Origin of the sequence: Curtobacterium sp. GC_Cur_3 (genome assembly GCF_026544205.1) — a bacterium.
GTDB lineage: Bacteria > Actinomycetota > Actinomycetes > Actinomycetales > Microbacteriaceae > Curtobacterium.
On the sequence record NZ_JALNUI010000011.1, the window covers coordinates 77,058 to 94,212 of the forward strand.

Here is a 17,155-nt window from a genome sequence, read left to right on the forward strand (position 1 = left end):
CCGGTGTGTGGCGTGGGCGCACTCTGCACGGAACCACGAAACCACGGAACGGACACCACACCGTGCAGATGCGCGGTGCCGTGTCCGTTCCGTGGTGCAGTGCGCGCCGGTGGGTCAGCGCGGTGCTGGCTAGTGCGCCATCGGGGGCGTCGGGGCGCCCTCGGGGACGACGGGCTTCCGCACGAAGCAGGCCGCCAGGATCGTGAACAGGGAGATGATCCCGCCGACGAGGAACGCCGTGCGGACGCCGGAGGCCGTCGCCTCGGCCAGGCCGTCGGCGCCGGACCCAGCGGTCGCCGTCGCCGCGCCGATGGTCAGGAGCGTGATGAACAGGGCCGTACCGGCAGCACCGGCGAGCTGCTGCGCCGTGCCGAGCACCGCGCTGCCGTGCGAGTAGAGCTTCGGGGGCAGGCCGCCGAGCGCCGCGGTGAACAGCGGCGTGAAGCTCAGCGCGAGGCCGATGCTCAGGACGACGTGCGCGGCGAGGACGAACCACACGCTCGTGTCCGTGCCGACCGTCGACAGGGCGAAGAGCACCACGGCGATGATGACCGCACCCGGGATCAGGAGGACCCGCGGACCGCGACGGTCGTAGATGCGGCCGACGATCGGGGAGAGCAGCCCCATGAGCAGGCCACCGGGGAGCAGCAGGAGCCCGACGCTCAGGACCTCGAGCCCGAGGACGCGCTCCAGGTAGATCGGCAGGAGGATCAGCGTGCCGAGCATCACCAGGAAGCTCAGGCCCATCCCGATGATCGGGACGGTGAAGCCCTTCGTCTGGAACGTGCGCAGGTCCAGCAGGGCGCTGTCGCTCCGCTGCAGGCGCGTCTGCCGGATGATGAACAGCGCGAGGGCGACGGCACCGATGACCAGGGCCGTGACCGGCATCACCGGGCCGGTCGTCGCGATCTCACCGATGCTCGACAGGCCGTAGACGATCCCGCCGAACGCGAACGCCGACAGGATGACCGAGGCCACGTCGAGCGGGGCCTTCCGCGGGGTGCCGACGTTGCGGACCTTCACCATGCCGAGGATCAGCGCGGCGACGGCGATGGGCAGCACGAAGCCGAACAGCCAGCGCCACGAGAACGCGTTGAGGATCAGACCGGAGATCGTCGGGCCGACGGCGGGGGCGACCGAGATGACGATCGAGATGTTCCCCATCACGCGGCCGCGGTGCGCGGGGTCGATGAGGGTGAGGACGGTGGTCATGAGCAGCGGCATCATGATCGCGGTGCCGCTGGCCTGCACGATGCGGCCGATGAGCAGCACGGAGAACCCGGGGGCGAGCAGCGCGATGAGCGTGCCGGCGGAGAACAGGCTCATCGCCCAGACGAACACCGGCCGGGTGTTGAAGCGCTGGATCAGGAACCCGGTGATCGGGATGACGACGGCCATGGTCAGCAGGAAGCCGGTGGTGAGCCACTGCCCGGTCGCGGCGCTGATGTCGAGGTCGTCCATGAGCCGCGGCAGCGCCACACCCATGATCGTCTCGTTGAGGATCACGACGAACGCCGAGACCAGGAGCAGCCCGATCACGAGTCGGTCGTCGGCCGCGGACCGCACCGGAGCGGGCTGCGACCCGGTCCGCTGAGCGGTGTCGATGGCGTGGTCGGTCATGTGTGGCTCCGAACGAGAGTCGATGGGCAGTGCCACCGGTGCAGCACCTGAGTGTTCTCGATCATTCCGCGACGCGCCGATCGATCTCGGTCTGGCCGCTCAGCGCAGGATGTCGAACCGCTCGGTGTCCCCGTGCGGGACGACCGGTCGGGTCGACACGTCCGTCACCGTGGCGGCCGGCGGTCCGGTCCGGAGCATCTCGACCAGGGCGTCGACGGCGGCCGAGGGCCCCTCGGCCTCGACCTCCACCGTGCCGTCGAAGAGGTTCCGCGCGTACCCCGCGAGTTCGAGCCCGTCTGCCTTGCGTGCCGTCCACCAGCGGAAACCGACCCCCTGGACCGTCCCCGTGACGACGACGTGCACCCTGGTCACCGTTGTCATGTCGCCAATGTAGGCGGCCTGAGTTTCCCGCCGGTCACCGCCGTGCTTCCGGTGGATGTCGGAGTGTTTCCGCCAGGTGTCGCCGCGTGTCGTCGTCGGTGATAGTGTCCTCTCAACCCCAACACTTACAGTCAGGATGACCCGAACATGGACGACACCGGGATCCGCCTCGCGGTCTCCACCGTGATCGTGGCCCTGCGCCCACATCCCGACACCGGGGCACCGGCGCTGTGGATGCCGTTGGTCCGGCGCACGGCCGAGCCGTACGAGGGGTCGTGGGCACTGCCCGGCGGGTGGGTCGGTGCGGACGAGGGGCTCGAGGACTCCGCCGCCGCCCGGCTCCGCGAGACGACGAACGTCCAGCCGCGCTACCTCGAGCAGCTCTACGCGTTCGGTGACGTGGACCGTTCCCCGACCCGGGTCGTGTCGATCGTGTACTGGGCCCTCGTCCGTCCGGCCGAGGCCAGCTCGGTGCCCGACGACTGGAACGTGCGCTGGTTCCTGGCGGACGAGCACCCGCCGCTCGCGTTCGACCACGACCGCATCGCCGAGTACGCCCTGTGGCGGCTCCGCACGAAGATGTCCTACTCGCGGATCGCGCAGGCGTTCCTCGGCGACCGCTTCACCCTCGCCGAGCTCCGCGGCGTGTACGAGGCCGTGCTCGGCCGCACGCTCGACCCCGCCAACTTCCGGCGGCAGGTCGCGCAGTCCGACGCGGTGATCGCCACCGACGAGACCACGAGCGGGGACCGGCACCGTCCGGCCCGCCTGTACCGCTCGAACCCCGACCTGGCCTACGCGGACAACGGCCCGCTGCAGTCCGGCCCCACCACCCGCACGACCTGACGGGAACCACCGTGTCCATCGCCACCACCATCGAACTGATCTCCAACGGCCGCGCCGAGGGCAGCACCTGCACGCCCGACCTCGCGATGCCGACGTGGGACTTCGACGCCCGCCCCGGCTACGGCCCGGGCTCGTCGATGTCCGACGTCATCCCCACCACCGCCCCGCGCCAGGGGGTCCTGCCCGAGGAGTACAAGCAGGCGCCGGTCGAGGAGCTCCACGCGCGAATCGAGCGGGCGAAGGCGACGCTCGGCGACCGGGTCGTCGTCCTCGGGCACTTCTACCAGCGCGACGAGGTGGTCCGGCACGCGGACTTCCTCGGCGACTCGTTCCAGCTCGCCAACGCCGCGCTGACCAAGCCCGACGCCGAGGCGATCGTCTTCTGCGGCGTGCACTTCATGGCCGAGACCGCCGACGTCCTGGCCAGGGACGACCAGCGGGTCATCCTGCCGAACCTGGCCGCCGGGTGCTCGATGGCGGACATGGCCGACATCGACAGCGTCGAGGCCGCCTGGGCCGAGCTCGAGGCCGTCTACGGCACCGAACCGGACGCCGACGGCCGCGTGCCGGTCATCCCCGTCACGTACATGAACTCGGCGGCCGACCTCAAGGCCTTCTGCGGTCGGCACGGCGGCATCGTGTGCACGTCCTCCAACGCGGCGACCGTGCTCGAGTGGGCGTTCGAGCGGGGTCAGCGCGTCCTGTTCTTCCCCGACCAGCACCTCGGCCGGAACACCGCGAAGGCGATGGGCATCAGCACCGACCTGATGCCCATGTGGAATCCCCGGCTGCCGGGTGGCGGCAACACCGCGGCGGACCTGCTCGCGGCGAAGGTCGTCCTGTGGCACGGCTTCTGCTCGGTCCACCGCCGCTTCACGGTCGACCAGATCGAGCAGGCGCGTCGTGACCACCCCGGCGTGACGGTGATCGTCCACCCGGAGTGCCCGATGGCCGTCGTCGACGCCGCGGACGTCGCCGGCAGCACCGACCTGATCCGGAAGACCGTCGCGGCGGCCACGGAACCGACGACCTTCGCGATCGGCACGGAGATCAACATGGTCAACCGGCTGGCGGCGGAGTACCCGCAGCACCGGATCTTCTGCCTCGACCCGGTCGTCTGCCCGTGCTCGACGATGTACCGGATCCACCCGGGCTACCTGGCGTGGGTGCTCGAGGCGCTGGTGCGCGGCGAGGTCCTCAACGAGATCGTCGTGCCGGACGCGGTCAAGGCGGACGCCAAGGTCGCGCTCGAGCGCATGCTGGCAGCCAAGCCGAGGGCCTGACCGTGCACGTCGTCATCGTCGGCTCCGGCATCGCCGGGCTCACCGCCGCCATCCGCGCCAGTGCCCGCCACGACGTCACCCTCGTGACGAAGGGGGCCCTGGCCGACGCCGCGACGAGCCACGCACAGGGTGGGATCGCCGTCGCGCTCGGCACCGACGACTCGGCGACCCTGCACGCGGCCGACACGCACGTCGCCGCGGCTGGCAGCGCGGACGCCCGCGCGGTCGACGTGCTCTGCACCGACGGCCCCGCCCGCGTGCGTGACCTGCTCGCCCTCGGTGTGCCGTTCGACCGCACCGACGACCCGGGCAGCCTCGACCGCCACGGCGACGACCTGGCCCGCGGGCGCGAGGCAGCGCACGGGCGCTGGCGCGTCGTCCACGCCGCCGGCGACGCGACGGGCGCCGCGATCGAACGGACCCTCATCGCCGCGCTCCACCGCCGACACGTCACGATCCTCGAGCGCACCTGCCTCACCGACCTCGTCCTGCGGGACGGCACCGTCGTCGGCGTCGACGTGCTCGACCTGCTCGGCGAACCCCGACGGATCGACGCCGACGCGGTCGTGCTCGCCTCCGGGGGAGCCGGCCACCTGTACCGCGAGACGACGAACCCGCTCGTCGCGACGGGTGACGGGGCCGCAGCCGCGTGGCGTGCCGGGGCGGTCCTGGCGGACCTGGAGTACGTGCAGTTCCACCCGACCCGCCTCGCGGTCCCCGGCGGCGGACTCGTCTCCGAGGCCGTCCGCGGCGAGGGCGCGGTCCTCCGCGACGCCCGCGGCCACCGCTTCATGCGCGACCTGCACCACGACGCCGAACTCGCCCCTCGCGACGTGGTCGCTCGGGGGATCGCCGCCGCGATCCGTGACCACGGCGCGGTCTTCCTCGACGCCACCGGCCTCGACGCCGCCTTCCTCGTCGGACGCTTCCCCGGCCTCACCCGTGCCACCCGGGCCGCCGGCTTCGACTGGACCCGGGAGGGCGTTCCGGTCGCCCCCGCCGCGCACTACTCCATGGGCGGCGTCGCCACCGACGCCGAGGGCCGCACGAGCCTGCCCGGCCTGTCCGCCGTCGGCGAGGTCGCCTGCACCGGCGTCCACGGCGCCAACCGCCTCGCCTCCAACTCCCTGCTCGAGGGCCTCGTCTTCGCGGTCCGCGCCGCGGACGCCCTCGGTGCCCCACGGCCCGCTCGGCTCCGGCTTCGCGGTGACGCGACGCTGCCCGTCACCATGGTGACGGACCTGCCGGAGCCGGTCCGAGCCTCCCGTCCGGTGGATGGTGACCCGGGACGGACGGGAGGCCCCGATCGCCTCGCCGAGCCGGCGGACGTCCGGCGGGTGCTGCAGTCCGTCATGACCGACCGCGTCGGACTGCTCCGGGACGCGGCCGGGCTGGCCGGTGCCCGTCGCGAGCTCGCCGCGCTCTCCGTGGACGCACCGACGACGGTCCGGGCGCACGAGGACCGCGCGCTCCTCGACCTCGCCCGGCTGGTCGCGCGCGCTGCCGAGGCCCGCACGGAGTCCCGCGGCGCCCATGCCAGGACCGACCACCCCGACACCGACCCCGGTGCTCCCGCGTCGCTCGCGTGGGCGCGGGTCGTCACGTCGGCTGCCACCCCGGTTCCGGCTCCTGCTCCTGCTCCTGCTCCTGCTCCCGCTCCCGTCCCCGCTCCTGTCCCCGAAGAGGCCATCGCATGACCAGCACCGCCACGTCGCCCGTCGACCCCGGCACCGTCCCGCCGCACGTGCTCCGACGTGTCATCGACACTGCACTCGAGGAGGACGCCCCGTGGGGCGACGTCACCAGCGAGACGCTCATCCCCGCGGACGCGACGGCCACCGCGACGCTCGGTGCCCGGGAGGCCGGCGTGCTCAGCGGCGGTGCGGTCGTCGTCGCGGTCATGCACGCGGTCGACCCGACGATCGCGGTGTCGCTGCACCACGCCGACGGCGCTCCCTTCGCGCCGGGGGACGTCCTGGCGACCGTGACGGGGCCCGCGCGGTCCGTGCTCCGCGCCGAGCGGGTCGCGTTGAACCTGGTGCAGCGGATGTCGGGTATCGCGACGGCAACCGCGCGGTACGTCGAGGCGGTGTCCGGCACGAGCGCGCGGATCGTCGACACGCGCAAGACCACGCCGGGGCTCCGCGCGCTCGAGCGGTACGCGGTGCGGTGCGGCGGCGGCCACAACCACCGCACGTCGCTGTCGGACGCGGTGCTCGCGAAGGACAACCACCTGGCGGTGCTGCTCGCGAGCGGGATCGGCATCGGCGACGCGATCCGTGGCGCCCGCGCACGCCTCGGGCACACCGTGCACCTGGAGGTCGAGGTGGACCGGCTCGACCAGGTCGAACCCGTCGTCGCCGCGGGCGTGGACACGATCATGCTCGACAACTTCACGCCGGCGGACCTGGTCACCGGCGTCGGCATCGTCGCCGGGCGGGCGCTCGTCGAGGCCTCCGGTGGGGTGTCGCTCGAGACCGTCGCGGCGATCGCGGCCACGGGCGTCGACGTCATCTCGGTGGGGGCCTTGACGCACTCGGCGCGGGCGCTCGACCTCGGGCTGGACATCGCCGTGGCGGTGCCGGGTCCCGGTGCTGCGTCGTCCGCCGCTGCTCCGTTGGACTGACGCTCGTGTTCTACCTGGACCGGGCGGCCACGACGCCCGTCCGCCGCGAGGTCCTCGAGGCGATGTGGCCCTGGCTCACCGGGGGCTTCGGCAACCCGTCCTCGACCCACGGCATCGGCGACCAGGCGGCCAGGGGTCTCGCCGACGCCCGGGCCCAGGTGGCAGCGGTGCTGGGGTGCCGCCCCGCCGAGGTCGTCTTCACCGCCGGGGGGACCGAGGGCGCGAACACCGCGGTGAAGGGCCTGGCGCTCGCCGCACCCCGGGGACGGCACGTCGTCACGAGTGCGATCGAACACGAGGCGGTGCTCGCCAGCTGCGACTACCTCGCGCGGTTCCACGACTTCACCGTCACGGTGCTCCCCGTCGACCGGGACGGGCTGGTCGCGCCCGCGGTGCTGGCCGAGGCCCTCCGACCCGACACCACGCTCGTGTCGATCGCCCACGCCGACAACGAGATCGGCAGCGTCCAGGACGTCCCCGCGCTCGCCGCGGTCGCACACGCGGTCGGTGCCCGGTTCCACACCGACGCCGTGCAGTCCGCGCCGTGGCTGCCGATCGGGCTCGACCGGCTCGGCGTGGACGCGCTCACGTTCTCCGGCCACAAGCTCGGCGCCCCGAAGGGCACCGGCGTGCTCGCGCTGCGCGCGGGTGTGCCGATGGAGCCGCTCGTGCACGGCGGGGGACAGGAGCGGGGTCGGCGCTCCGGCACCGAGGACGTCGCCGGTGCGGTCGCGGTGGCCGTGGCGCTGACGCTGACGCTGACGGACGGTTCGCGCGACACGGTGGCCCGGACGGCGACGGTGACCCGGGACGCGGTGATCGCGGGGGTGCTGGCACGGGTGCCGGGCGCGGTGCTGACCGGGTCGCCGTCCGCTCGGCTCCCCGGGCATGCGTCCTTCTGCTTCCTCGCGACGGCGGAGCTGCCGGGCGTCAACGGCGAGACGGTGCTGCTGGAGCTCGAGCAACGGGACGTCGTCTCGTCCTCGGGGAGCGCGTGCGCCGCCGGCAGCACCGAGGCGTCGCACGTGCTCACCGCGCTCGGCCTGTCCGACGACGTCGCCAGGAGTGCCGTCCGCCTGACGTTCGACGCCGGGCTGACCGAGGCGGACGTGCCCCTCGTGGTCGACGCGGTGGCCTCGGCGGTGGCATCCGTCCGGGCGCTGGGCTGACCGTGCTGAGGGTGTACTAGACGTTCTACTCCATCTCTGGGGTCCTGTCCCCCCTTCTGCGGACAAGCAATCTGCGACAGAGTGTTCACATGGCAAACGCGATGACGACTCGGACGCTCCGGGAGGACCGCTTCCGGGCGGTGCAGCTCCTCCCGGCACCGGCGACCATCGTCGCGCTCGCCGTGGCAGCCGGACACGACGTCGGCACCGCCCCACTCGGTCTGATCGCCGCCGTGGGTGCGCTCGCCACGATCGGGAGCGCCCTGCTCCCGATGCTCTGCCGGTCCATGCCTGCTCCGACCGAGTCGGAGCGGTACCGAGAGGACACCGAACACCTCTGAGGACCCGCGCCCTCGGTTCCGACACCCCCATGGGAACCGATCCGGCGCGACCAGACCGGACGCGACCCTGAAACCGCGTCCGGAGCGGGCGAGGCGAACCCCTGTCGCCGCCGTCCGCTGCACCCGAGGCCCGCCGTGGGCATGCGGGACGTCAATTCCCCTGAACGACGTCCACATCGCTCCCCACGGCGGGCCCGGGTGCACTTCCGCGCGCTGGCGCGGCCTGCCTGCCTGCCGCTCGGTGCGAGGTCGACCACCCCGTGCGCCGCCATCGCGCCGCACCACGTGGTCGGACCCGCACGGGCCGACAGAACTCGCACGGTGCTCGCCGCTAGCGTGGCCGCGTGCCTTCCTACCGCGTGACCCTCGCCGTCGGTGCCCTCGCCCCCGGGGTCGCCCCGGACGCCGTCCTGCCCGAGGCCGCCCGACTCGTCGCCGAGCGGACCGTCGTCGAGGCCCAGGACGTCCGCCTGCTGCGCGGGGTGCCCTGCGCGGTCGTCCGCTACGAGGCCGCCGAGGACAGCGAGGCCGTCGCCGTCGCCCGACACGCGGTGGACGGCCTGCGCGACACCGTCGAGATCCGGTCGGACCGGGTCACCCGGCGCGACGGGGCGCGGTGGACGCCGATCGCTTGAGCGCGCTCGCGGAAGGCACCGGCCAGACGTAGTCCAGGTCGTCGGGCACGTCGGGGAACAGCGGTCGGTAGAACTCCGGCGCCTTCTGCACGAGCTTCGAGCGGTGCGACAGGTGCACTCGCTCGTCCTCGTTCCACGCCGGTCGCGGGTAGTCGCCGCGCTCGTAGGCGGCCAGGTCCTCGGGAACCCGGGCCAGGTCCTCGAGCGTCTTCGCCAGGCACGTGTCCGCGTACCCGCGCTCCAGCCACACCGAGCAGGTCGCGTCCTGGTACGCCATCAGTGCCGGGCGGTACCCGCGCCACATGGCCGTGACCGGGTGGTGCTGCCAGCCGTAGTCGGGCAGCGTCAGCGCGCGCATCACCTGCAGGGTCTCGACGCGCTGCTTGCCGAGCCGCTTGTCGTCGAGGACCTCGGCGGAGGCACGGAAGTCGGCGAAGGGCAGGAACGTCTGCATGCCGCGAACGGTACGCGGCCCGGCTGGGGTGACACATGCCGTCACACGCGAGCAGCCGCTCGGCGCCCGTGTGAGCATCGAACCCATGAGCGGAGCACACGTCGTCGGCGTCAGCGGCAGCCCATCGGACCCGTCCCGGACCTCGACGCTGGTCGCGGCCACGGTCGCCCGGCTCGGCGAGGAGCTCGAGGGCGCCCAGACCCTGACGGTCGAGATCGGTCCGCTGCTGGCCGACCTCGGGGCCTCGTCCGACCGGGCCTCGATGGCACCGGCGACCATCGCCGCACTCGAGGCCGTCGAGTCCGCCGACGTCCTCGTCGTCGGCAGCCCCGCGTTCCGCGCGGCCTACTCCGGCGCGTTCAAGCTCTTCTTCGACTGGGTCGGACAGTACGACCTCGTCGACACCCCGGTGCTCCTGACCGCGACGGGCGGGAGCGACCGGCACGCGCTGCTCGTCGAGCACCAGATGCGTCCGCTGTTCGGCTTCTTCCAGTCCACGACGCTGCCGCTCGGGGTCTTCGGCAACGAGCGCGACTTCACCAAGCGCGAGGGCGGCTACGACATCACGAGCCTCGACCTCGAGCTCCGCATCGACCAGGCCGTACGGCGCGCGCTCCCCATCATCCGCGGGGGCTTCGCGACGGCTGCCACCGCCGAAGTCCGACGCCCCGCCGACTTCTGACCCGCGGGCCCGCCAGACCCGGCCCGTGCTCCGGCCCGTGCTCCGCGGAACACCGGTGTCTTGCGGAGCCTCCTGTGCGGAACACCGGTGTCTGGTGAAGACGCCGGGGAAATCCGCGGCGCCGCGCCGCAACACCGGTGTTTTGCGGACAGCGACTGCCGAGACGCCGGTGTCTCGCGGCCGCGCGCTGCCGAGACGCCGGCGTCTCGGCAGGAGTCAGCGCCGCAGGGACGCCAGGTGCGCCACGGCCAGACGATAGCCGTCGGCGCCGGCCCCGGCGATGACCGCGGTCGCGGCCGTGGCCACGTGGTCGACGTGCCGGAAGGGCTCACGCTTCCACGTGTTCGAGATGTGGACCTCGACCACGGGGACGGACAGCGCCTCGACGGCGTCGTGCAGCGCGACCGAGGTGTGGGCGTAGGCGGCCGGGTTGATCACGACGCCGTCGAAGTCGTCGAGCGCCTCGTGCAGCCACTCGACGAGCTCCCCCTCGCGGTTGGTCTGCCGGAAGTCGACGCCGAGCCCGTGGATCTCGGCCTCGGCGCGGACGATGCCCTCGATGTCCGCCAGCGTGACCGTGCCGTACTGCTCCGGGTCGCGGCGCCCGAGGATGTCGAGGTTCGGGCCGTTGAGGACGAGGATGCGCGACTGCTCGGTCATGCGGCGAGCCTACCGACGACCACGTGCGGTCACGGCTGCCAGTCGGTCGGGCAGGATGGTCCCCGTGAGTGACCTGGTGATCGGGGACGACGGCCTGGCCCGGCCGGTGTGGGCGTCGACGGACCCCATGCTGCGGGACTATTACGACACCGAGTGGGGCATGCCCGTCCACGACGAGCGGGGCGTGTTCGAGCGGCTCTCGCTCGAGGCCTTCCAGTCCGGACTGTCGTGGCGCACCATCCTCGCAAAGCGTCCGGCGTTCCGCGCTGCCTTCGCCGACTTCGACCCCGACGCCGTCGCTGCCTTCGGGGAGCAGGACGTCGAGCGGCTGATGGCCGACGCCGGCATCGTGCGGAACCGGGCGAAGATCCTCGCGACGATCACCAACGCGAACGCCACGGTCGCCCTGCGCGAGGACGGCGGGCTCGCCGACTTCGTGTGGTCCTTCCGTCCGGCGACGACCCCCGAGCCGAGCAGCTTCGCCGAGGTCCCGACGACGAGCGAGGAGTCCGTCGCCCTGTCGAAGGCCCTGCGGAAGCGCGGGTTCGCGTTCGTCGGGCCGACGACCATGCACGCGCTGATGGAGGCCCTCGGGATCGTGGACACGCACCTCGTCGGCAGTCACCGCCGCGGCAGCTCGGGCGTCTGGGCCTGAAGGGCCCGACACCGGACGACGGACCGGCACCGGACAGCCGGACAGCCGGACGACCGGACGACCGGACGACGGCCCGACACCAGACGACCAGGGCTAGGGTCGCGGGCATGACGACCGAGAGCACCGTCCGGATCGCGTTCCTGCTCTTCCCGGACCTGACGCAGCTCGACCTGACCGGCCCAGCGCAGGTGCTCAGCCGTGTCCCGGGCGCCCGCGTGGAGTACGTCGCCGCCACGCTCGACCCGGTGCCGAGCGACTGCGGGCTCGCGCTCGTGCCGACCGTCACCCTCGCCGATGCCGCACCGGCGGACGTCCTGGTCGTCCCCGGGGGCGACGGCGCCTTCGACGCCATGCTCGACCCGGACGTCATCGCGTTCGTCCGGCGCGAGGCCGAGCGCGCCACCTGGGTCACCTCGGTGTGCACGGGGGCGTTCGTCCTCGGAGCAGCCGGGTTGCTCGCCGGCAAGCGGGCGACGACGCACTGGGCCTCGAAGCCGATGCTCGCCGCGTTCGGGGCGACGCCGGTGGACGAGCGGTACGTCGTCGACGGGGCCGTCGTCACCGCGGCCGGGGTCAGCGCCGGCATCGACATGGCGCTCTGGCTCGCGGCCGAGCTCGCCGGCCAGGAGGCGGCGGAGCGCATCCAGCTGCAGATCGAGTACGACCCGCACCCGCCGTTCGACGCCGGTTCGGCGGAACGTGCCGACGCCCGGGTCGTCACCGCGGCGCGGACGGCGGCTGAGTCAGCGCGCGGCGACCGCGTCGGGCGGGCTGCAGCGGCCGTGCTGCCCTGACCGACGCGTGACGGGTCAGTCCAGCGGCAGTTTCATCTGCACGGAGGTCACGCCGTACCCGAGCTGCTCGTAGAGCTCGGCGGCGCCAGTGTTGTAGCCGAACACGTTCAGGCCGATCGAGGCCGCGCCCGCGTCCTTCGCGACGACGTGCGCCTGTTCGAGCGCGCGCCGGGCATGCCCACGACGCCGGTGTGCCTCCGCGATCTCGATGTCGAACACCCACCAGTCACGGCCCGCCGGCTCGAACGGCCCGATCCACAGGGACCCGACCACGGTGTCGTCGCCGTCGACGACGTCCCACACGTGGTGGCCCGGAGCGGGAGTGCCACCCGGGAACCACGTGTCGACGGACTTCCGCATGGCGACCTCGGCCTGCGCCTCGGTCTCGCCGGACCGGATCCGGGACGCCACGTACTCGGCCATGGTCGTCTCGAGCCAGGCCGGGAGGCTCGTGGCCGCCATCACGCGCAGGCGCGTGTCCGTCACCGGTTGCCCTTGGAACCCCGGCTCGGCTTGCCGCGCATCTTGCCACGACCCGGCGTGGGGCCCTTGCCGGTGTTCGACTTCTTGCCGGCGCCGGACTTGCCGCCGCCGGGCGACTTCGCCTTCGCCTTGCCGCCGGGTGCCTCCGCAGACCGGGAGCCGCCCGCGGCGCCGCTCTTCGCCGCACCACGCGCCGGACGCGAGGGCTCGTCGGCGGAGCGCTCCGAGCCTCCTGGCTGGTCCGGCTGGCTCCGGGAGCTGTTGGCGGTCCGCCCACGCACCACGCCGATGAACTCCTCGGTCAGCTCGGAGGAGTCCTCGTCCCGCCAGACCAGCGCGACGCGGGTGCCCTCGGCGTCGGCGAGCGGCCGCGCGACGAGGTCCTTGCGACTGGCCTTGCGGAAGAGGGACTGCGGGAGGACGACCACGCCGACGTTCGCCTCGACGAGGTCGAGCGCAGCGTCGACGTCGGCCGGGACGGGCCCGGCGTCGATCATGTGGACTGCCTCGAGATGGGCCGGTGTGACCTCGGTGGCCTTGGCGAGGTCCGAGTCCTTCGGGGTCGCGACGACGGCGGTCTCGGTCCAGAGGGGGATGGCGCGGAGGTCCTCGGGCACGGGCATCCTGGCGAAGACCATGTCCACGGCGTCCTCCTCGGCGGAGAGCGCCGCGACGAGGTCGCCCTGCCCGACGGGGCGGAGCCGGAGCTCGACGGAGGGGAAGCGGTCGCGCCAGACCCTGGCCCACTTGGCGGGTGAGACGCCCGGCACGAACGCGATGGTGAGTGCCACGGTCATGCAACCGAGCATAGGGGCCGTACCCTTGACCCCATGGCGCAGGAACAGACGATGAAGCCCGAGACGGCTGCGAAGAAGCTCGGCATCCTGCTGTCGGCCGCTCCGGAGTCCTTCCGCGACGCGCCCGTCACGCGGACCGCCTTCGAGGAACTCCGGACCGAGCCGCCGACGTGGCTCGAGGAGCTCCGCCGCGACGGCCCCCACCCGCGACCCGTCGTCGCCCAGAAGCTCGGCGTCTCGATCTCCGGCCTGTCCCGCTCCGGCATCGAGGACGCGCTGACCACGGCCGAGATCAAGCAGCTGCTCGTGGAGAAGCCCGAGTGGCTCGTGCAGGAGCGTGCGACCCAGGCCGCCGTGCACGAGGAGAACGCCCGCGTGAAGCACGAGCGTGCCGCCAAGGCCGCCGCCCGCGCCGAGGCCTGACACCCTCCACCACGAACTGACCCGCCCGGACCGACCCAGGACCGCCCGTGCACGAGACCGTCGCCGACGCCATGCTCGTCGTGCCGCAGTTCGCGTCGGTGTGCTGCATCGTCGGGGACCGGTACCGCCCGCGCCCCGGGGTGATCGTGCCCGCGGCCGTGATGCTCGTCGCGATGCTCATGCCCGTCGTGCACGCCGGGTCCTCGTGGACGCTGCTCGCCGCGACGGTGCTGCTGCTCCTGGCGCCGCTGCCGGTCATGCGCCGCCGCCGTGCCGACGGTCGTCGTGCTGAGCCGATGGACGTCCACCGGGCGCTGTCCTCGGTCGTGATGGCCGGGATGCTCCTGATGGGGCACGCCTCCGGGCTCGCCGACCCGCACGCCGGACACGGCATCGCGCTGTCGGCCGTGCTCGGTGGCGGCGTGATCGGCTACTGCGCGTTCAGCGGGTGGCTGCTGCGGTACGAGTGGGGACGCGAGGACCGTCGGTCCGTGCGCAGCGGCGAGGTCTTCGCGATGACGGTCGCCGTGATCGGCATGACGCTCGCGATGTAGTGACCCCACGGACCGCGCCCGCGCCTCCCTCGGGAAAGCCGCCGAGCCCGCGCTACGGTGGTCGCGTGTCCGACCGACCTGTCCGCCGCCCCGACCCGGCGCCGCGCCTCGACGAGGTCGACGAGCGCATCCTCTGGACGCTCGCCGCCGATGCCAGGATCCCGAACAACCGGTTGGCCGCCGCGGTGGGCATCGCTCCGTCGACCTGTCTGACGCGGGTCCGGGCGCTCGAGGACGCCGGCGTGATCCGTGGCTACCGAGCGGACGTCGACGTCGCCCGGCTCGGGTTCTCGATCGAGGCCATGGTGTCGGTCCGGGTCCACGCGGCCGCACGGCACGAGCTCCGCGACTTCGCCAAGCGCCTGCTGCGGGTGCCCGTCGTGCTCGACGTGTCGTTCCTGGCGGGGGACAAGGACTTCCTCGTGCACATCGCCTGCACGTCGACCGAGCAGCTGCGGGACTTCGTCGCCGACGAGCTCAGCGGGGACCCCTCGGTCGCCACGACGCAGACGAACATCGTGTTCGAACGGCTCGTCGCGGACCGGGAGCGGCAGGCACGGTCGTACGACGAGCTCCGGCGCTGGCAGGCCTGAGCGGCCCTGGCGGGAGCTGCTGGTCCTTCCCATGACGCGTGCGATGGGAAGCGGGATCGCGCGTGCATGGTGGGAACGAACGACTCCCTACGCGCGGAACCACCTGCCACGCGGGGAACGACCGAGCACGCGCAGAACCACCCGCACCAGCCCCGCGCCGCGCCGCCCCGCGTCAGCGCGTGCGGGTCATCGGGACGTGGGGGATCGCGTCCTCGACGAAGTCCTCACCCGAGCGCACGAAGCCGAAGCGGCCGTACCAGTGCTCGAGGTGCGCCTGCGCGTTGAGCGTCACGACGGGGGAGCGGGTCTCGGCGATCGCGGCCTGCATCAGCGCTGCCCCGAGGCCGGCGCCACGAGCGTGTGCGGCGGTGGCGACGCGGCCGATGCGCTCGGTGCCGTCGTCCTCGCGCAGGAGTCGGAGCGTCGAGTCGACCGAGCCCTCGCCGGCCCAGAACTGGATGGTGCCGGGCTCGAGGTCGCGGCCGTCGATGTCCCCGTACGCGCACTCCTGCTCGACGACGAAGACGTCCTGACGGAGCCGGAGGATCTCGTGCAACGTGACGACGTCGAGGTTGCGGGTGGGGGCGCTGAAGGTCGAGGGCAACTTCGTTCCTGACGTTTTCTTGGGAAATCGGGTGCGCGGCGCCGAAGTGGGCGTACCGTGCCGGTCAACCACTCTACGTGCGCAGCCAGACCAGGAGGTGAGCGCATGGACAACCCGTTGCGCGCACCCTGGCGCGCTGCGATCCGGTACGCCCTCGTGGGCACCGGAGTCAGCGCCGCCGCCGTGCTGCTCTCGTTGACGCTCGGCGCGCAGACCGCGTCCGCCGCCGAGCACGCTCCGAGCGCCCGGACCTCCGCGACCTCGTCCTCCGGACTGCTCGGCGGGGTGGTCGACGGCGTCACGAACACCGCCGGCCAGGCCGTCAGTGCCGTGGTCGCCCCGGTCCGTCAGGTCGTCGTACCGACACCCGCAGCTCCGGCACCGGCTCCCGCACCCGCAGCTCCGGCTCCGGTTCGTCCGGCACCCGCGCCGGCACCCGCGCCGGCCCCAGCGCCGGTGCCCGCCGCACCCGCTCCGATCGCAGCAGCACCGGCGCCGGCGCACCAGCAGCCCGCCGCAGCCGTTCCGACGACGCAGGCCCCCGCGACGCACGTGCCGACGACGCACGTGCCGACGACGCACGTCCCCACGCCGATCCTCCCGACACAGCCCGCCCCGGCAGTGGTCCCGACCACCCCGACGACCGCGGGCCACGCGACGGACGCCACCCCGGCCTCCCGTCCGCTCACCGGCACCGTCGCCTCCCTGCTCCGTCCCGTCACCGGGACCGTCCAGGGACTCACGGGCGCACGCCCGGTCTCGTCGCTCGTCGACACGCTGGACGGTGTCGTCGGAGCGCTGCCGGTCGTCGGCAGCGTCGTCGGAGACGACACGCTCGGCACCGTCACGGCACCGGTCACCGGGGTCGTCGACGACGTCCTCGGCGATGTCGGCACGGTCGTCGGCGACGTCCCGGACGTGGTGGCCGACCCGCTCCCACCGGTCCTCGGCACCCTGCCTGGAGGCTCGACCCCCCTCCCACAGCTCCCCGCACCCCCGGTGGGTGGCGGCTCCGGAACGGCGGGGCAGCCGGCCGGACCGGCTGGCGGACCCGCTGACCCGCGACCCACGACGTCGACACGCACCGCCGGTGCAGCGACGGTGACGGGTGCGCCCGCGTCGACCGCTCCGGTCGTCGAGCGCCGCGCGTCGGTGTCGGTGCGGTCGGCAGCGGAGCTCCGGACGGACGGTCCACTGCTGGTGCCGACCGTGACCACGAGCGCGCCGGACTCGGCGACGCTCGGTGGGACGGCGCTGTTCGTCCCGCAGGGGACTCCCGGAGACGCGCCGCTCGGCCACTCCGGACTCGGACTCACCGGCGGCACCACGACCGGCGGCTCCGCCGGTGCGGGTGTCGTCGGGATGGTCGGCGCCTCCGCCGACCAGGACCCCCTCGCCGCGGGGACTCGCGGCTCGATCGCCGACGACGTGGTCCCCACGTCGGTCATCGGCGACCACGACGTCGCACCTGACTGAGGTCGGCGCACCTGCCCGTTCGGCAGGACGCGCCATCCGATCGCACCCGCGATCGGCACACAAGACCTCAACGCAGGAG

The 17,155-nt window shown here is 73.1% G+C and carries 21 protein-coding genes; 14 read left to right on the plus strand and 7 right to left on the minus strand.

From position 1 onward, the window contains the following. Positions 1-129: 129 nt before the first annotated feature. Complete coding sequence (locus OXR63_RS07775; RefSeq protein ID WP_267421619.1) at positions 130-1,620, minus strand: MDR family MFS transporter; 1,491 nt, start codon at positions 1,618-1,620, stop codon at positions 130-132. A 99-nt stretch (positions 1,621-1,719) separates the two neighbouring features. Beyond that, positions 1,720-2,001: an acylphosphatase gene (locus OXR63_RS07780; RefSeq protein ID WP_267421621.1), complete on the minus strand. Its 282-nt coding sequence runs from the start codon at positions 1,999-2,001 to the stop codon at positions 1,720-1,722. Positions 2,002-2,148: 147 nt separating this feature from the next. Between OXR63_RS07780 and OXR63_RS07785 the strand changes: the two genes are divergently transcribed. The 7 genes from OXR63_RS07785 to OXR63_RS07815 all read left to right on the plus strand — a co-directional run bounded on the left by OXR63_RS07785 (position 2,149) and on the right by OXR63_RS07815 (position 8,901). Beyond that, positions 2,149-2,847: an NUDIX hydrolase gene (locus OXR63_RS07785; RefSeq protein ID WP_267421622.1), complete on the plus strand. Its 699-nt coding sequence runs from the start codon at positions 2,149-2,151 to the stop codon at positions 2,845-2,847. Positions 2,848-2,858: 11 nt separating this feature from the next. After that, positions 2,859-4,130, plus strand: a complete 1,272-nt coding sequence (gene nadA / locus OXR63_RS07790; protein WP_267421625.1) for a quinolinate synthase NadA — start codon at positions 2,859-2,861, stop codon at positions 4,128-4,130. A 2-nt stretch (positions 4,131-4,132) separates the two neighbouring features. After that, the gene (locus tag OXR63_RS07795) at positions 4,133-5,827 is read left to right on the plus strand and encodes an L-aspartate oxidase (protein WP_267421627.1); all 1,695 of its coding nucleotides are present in this window, start codon (positions 4,133-4,135) and stop codon (positions 5,825-5,827) included. Continuing rightward, positions 5,824-6,756 (plus strand): carboxylating nicotinate-nucleotide diphosphorylase, encoded by a 933-nt coding sequence (gene nadC, locus OXR63_RS07800; protein WP_267421630.1) that lies wholly within the window; start codon positions 5,824-5,826, stop codon positions 6,754-6,756. Before OXR63_RS07795 ends, nadC begins: the two co-directional genes overlap by 4 nt. A 5-nt stretch (positions 6,757-6,761) precedes the next feature. Then, positions 6,762-7,925 (plus strand): cysteine desulfurase family protein, encoded by a 1,164-nt coding sequence (locus tag OXR63_RS07805; protein ID WP_267421632.1) that lies wholly within the window; start codon positions 6,762-6,764, stop codon positions 7,923-7,925. Positions 7,926-8,014: 89 nt separating this feature from the next. Beyond that, on the plus strand, positions 8,015-8,266 hold the full coding sequence (locus OXR63_RS07810; RefSeq protein WP_267421634.1) for a hypothetical protein: 252 nt from the start codon (positions 8,015-8,017) through the stop codon (positions 8,264-8,266). A gap of 344 nt (positions 8,267-8,610) precedes the next feature. After that, the gene (locus tag OXR63_RS07815) at positions 8,611-8,901 is read left to right on the plus strand and encodes a hypothetical protein (RefSeq protein WP_267421636.1); all 291 of its coding nucleotides are present in this window, start codon (positions 8,611-8,613) and stop codon (positions 8,899-8,901) included. On the opposite strand, the gene OXR63_RS07820 is transcribed toward OXR63_RS07815, so the two are convergent. Further along, positions 8,861-9,355, minus strand: coding sequence for an MSMEG_6728 family protein (locus tag OXR63_RS07820; protein WP_267421638.1), 495 nt, complete (start codon positions 9,353-9,355; stop codon positions 8,861-8,863). The genes OXR63_RS07815 and OXR63_RS07820 overlap by 41 nt on opposite strands. 85 nt (positions 9,356-9,440) lie before the next feature. On the opposite strand from OXR63_RS07820, the gene OXR63_RS07825 reads away from it, so the two are divergent. Further along, positions 9,441-10,037 carry an NAD(P)H-dependent oxidoreductase gene (locus OXR63_RS07825; protein ID WP_267421640.1) on the plus strand — a complete coding sequence of 199 codons (597 nt, stop codon included), beginning with the start codon at positions 9,441-9,443 and terminating at the stop codon, positions 10,035-10,037. 216 nt (positions 10,038-10,253) lie between these two features. Here OXR63_RS07825 and aroQ read toward each other — a convergent pair whose 3' ends face one another. After that, positions 10,254-10,697, minus strand: a complete 444-nt coding sequence (aroQ, locus tag OXR63_RS07830) for a type II 3-dehydroquinate dehydratase (protein ID WP_267421642.1) — start codon at positions 10,695-10,697, stop codon at positions 10,254-10,256. Between the two features lie 55 nt (positions 10,698-10,752). Here aroQ and OXR63_RS07835 point away from each other — a divergent pair, with 55 nt between their 5' ends. Both OXR63_RS07835 and OXR63_RS07840 read left to right on the plus strand, forming a co-directional pair. Then, on the plus strand, positions 10,753-11,352 hold the full coding sequence (locus OXR63_RS07835) for a DNA-3-methyladenine glycosylase I (RefSeq protein WP_267421643.1): 600 nt from the start codon (positions 10,753-10,755) through the stop codon (positions 11,350-11,352). Between the two features lie 107 nt (positions 11,353-11,459). Beyond that, positions 11,460-12,146 carry a DJ-1/PfpI family protein gene (locus tag OXR63_RS07840; RefSeq protein ID WP_267421644.1) on the plus strand — a complete coding sequence of 229 codons (687 nt, stop codon included), beginning with the start codon at positions 11,460-11,462 and terminating at the stop codon, positions 12,144-12,146. Positions 12,147-12,161: 15 nt separating this feature from the next. Here OXR63_RS07840 and OXR63_RS07845 read toward each other — a convergent pair whose 3' ends face one another. Next, positions 12,162-12,632, minus strand: a complete 471-nt coding sequence (locus tag OXR63_RS07845; RefSeq protein ID WP_267421645.1) for a GNAT family N-acetyltransferase — start codon at positions 12,630-12,632, stop codon at positions 12,162-12,164. After that, positions 12,629-13,426 (minus strand): LysR family transcriptional regulator substrate-binding protein, encoded by a 798-nt coding sequence (locus tag OXR63_RS07850; RefSeq protein WP_267421646.1) that lies wholly within the window; start codon positions 13,424-13,426, stop codon positions 12,629-12,631. The genes OXR63_RS07845 and OXR63_RS07850 overlap by 4 nt, the downstream gene beginning before the upstream one ends. A 33-nt stretch (positions 13,427-13,459) precedes the next feature. Between OXR63_RS07850 and OXR63_RS07855 the strand changes: the two genes are divergently transcribed. From OXR63_RS07855 to OXR63_RS07865, 3 genes are all read left to right on the plus strand, one after another. Next, on the plus strand, positions 13,460-13,849 hold the full coding sequence (locus tag OXR63_RS07855; protein WP_071269968.1) for a DUF5997 family protein: 390 nt from the start codon (positions 13,460-13,462) through the stop codon (positions 13,847-13,849). 47 nt (positions 13,850-13,896) lie between these two features. Further along, complete coding sequence (locus OXR63_RS18385) at positions 13,897-14,403, plus strand: hypothetical protein (protein WP_194662313.1); 507 nt, start codon at positions 13,897-13,899, stop codon at positions 14,401-14,403. A 65-nt stretch (positions 14,404-14,468) separates the two neighbouring features. Then, positions 14,469-14,996 (plus strand): Lrp/AsnC family transcriptional regulator, encoded by a 528-nt coding sequence (locus OXR63_RS07865; RefSeq protein ID WP_267421650.1) that lies wholly within the window; start codon positions 14,469-14,471, stop codon positions 14,994-14,996. A 172-nt stretch (positions 14,997-15,168) separates the two neighbouring features. On the opposite strand, the gene OXR63_RS07870 is transcribed toward OXR63_RS07865, so the two are convergent. Then, on the minus strand, positions 15,169-15,600 hold the full coding sequence (locus OXR63_RS07870; protein WP_194627176.1) for a GNAT family N-acetyltransferase: 432 nt from the start codon (positions 15,598-15,600) through the stop codon (positions 15,169-15,171). 105 nt (positions 15,601-15,705) lie between these two features. Here OXR63_RS07870 and OXR63_RS07875 point away from each other — a divergent pair, with 105 nt between their 5' ends. Next, on the plus strand, positions 15,706-17,076 hold the full coding sequence (locus OXR63_RS07875; RefSeq protein ID WP_267421651.1) for a hypothetical protein: 1,371 nt from the start codon (positions 15,706-15,708) through the stop codon (positions 17,074-17,076). Positions 17,077-17,155 lie beyond the last annotated feature (79 nt).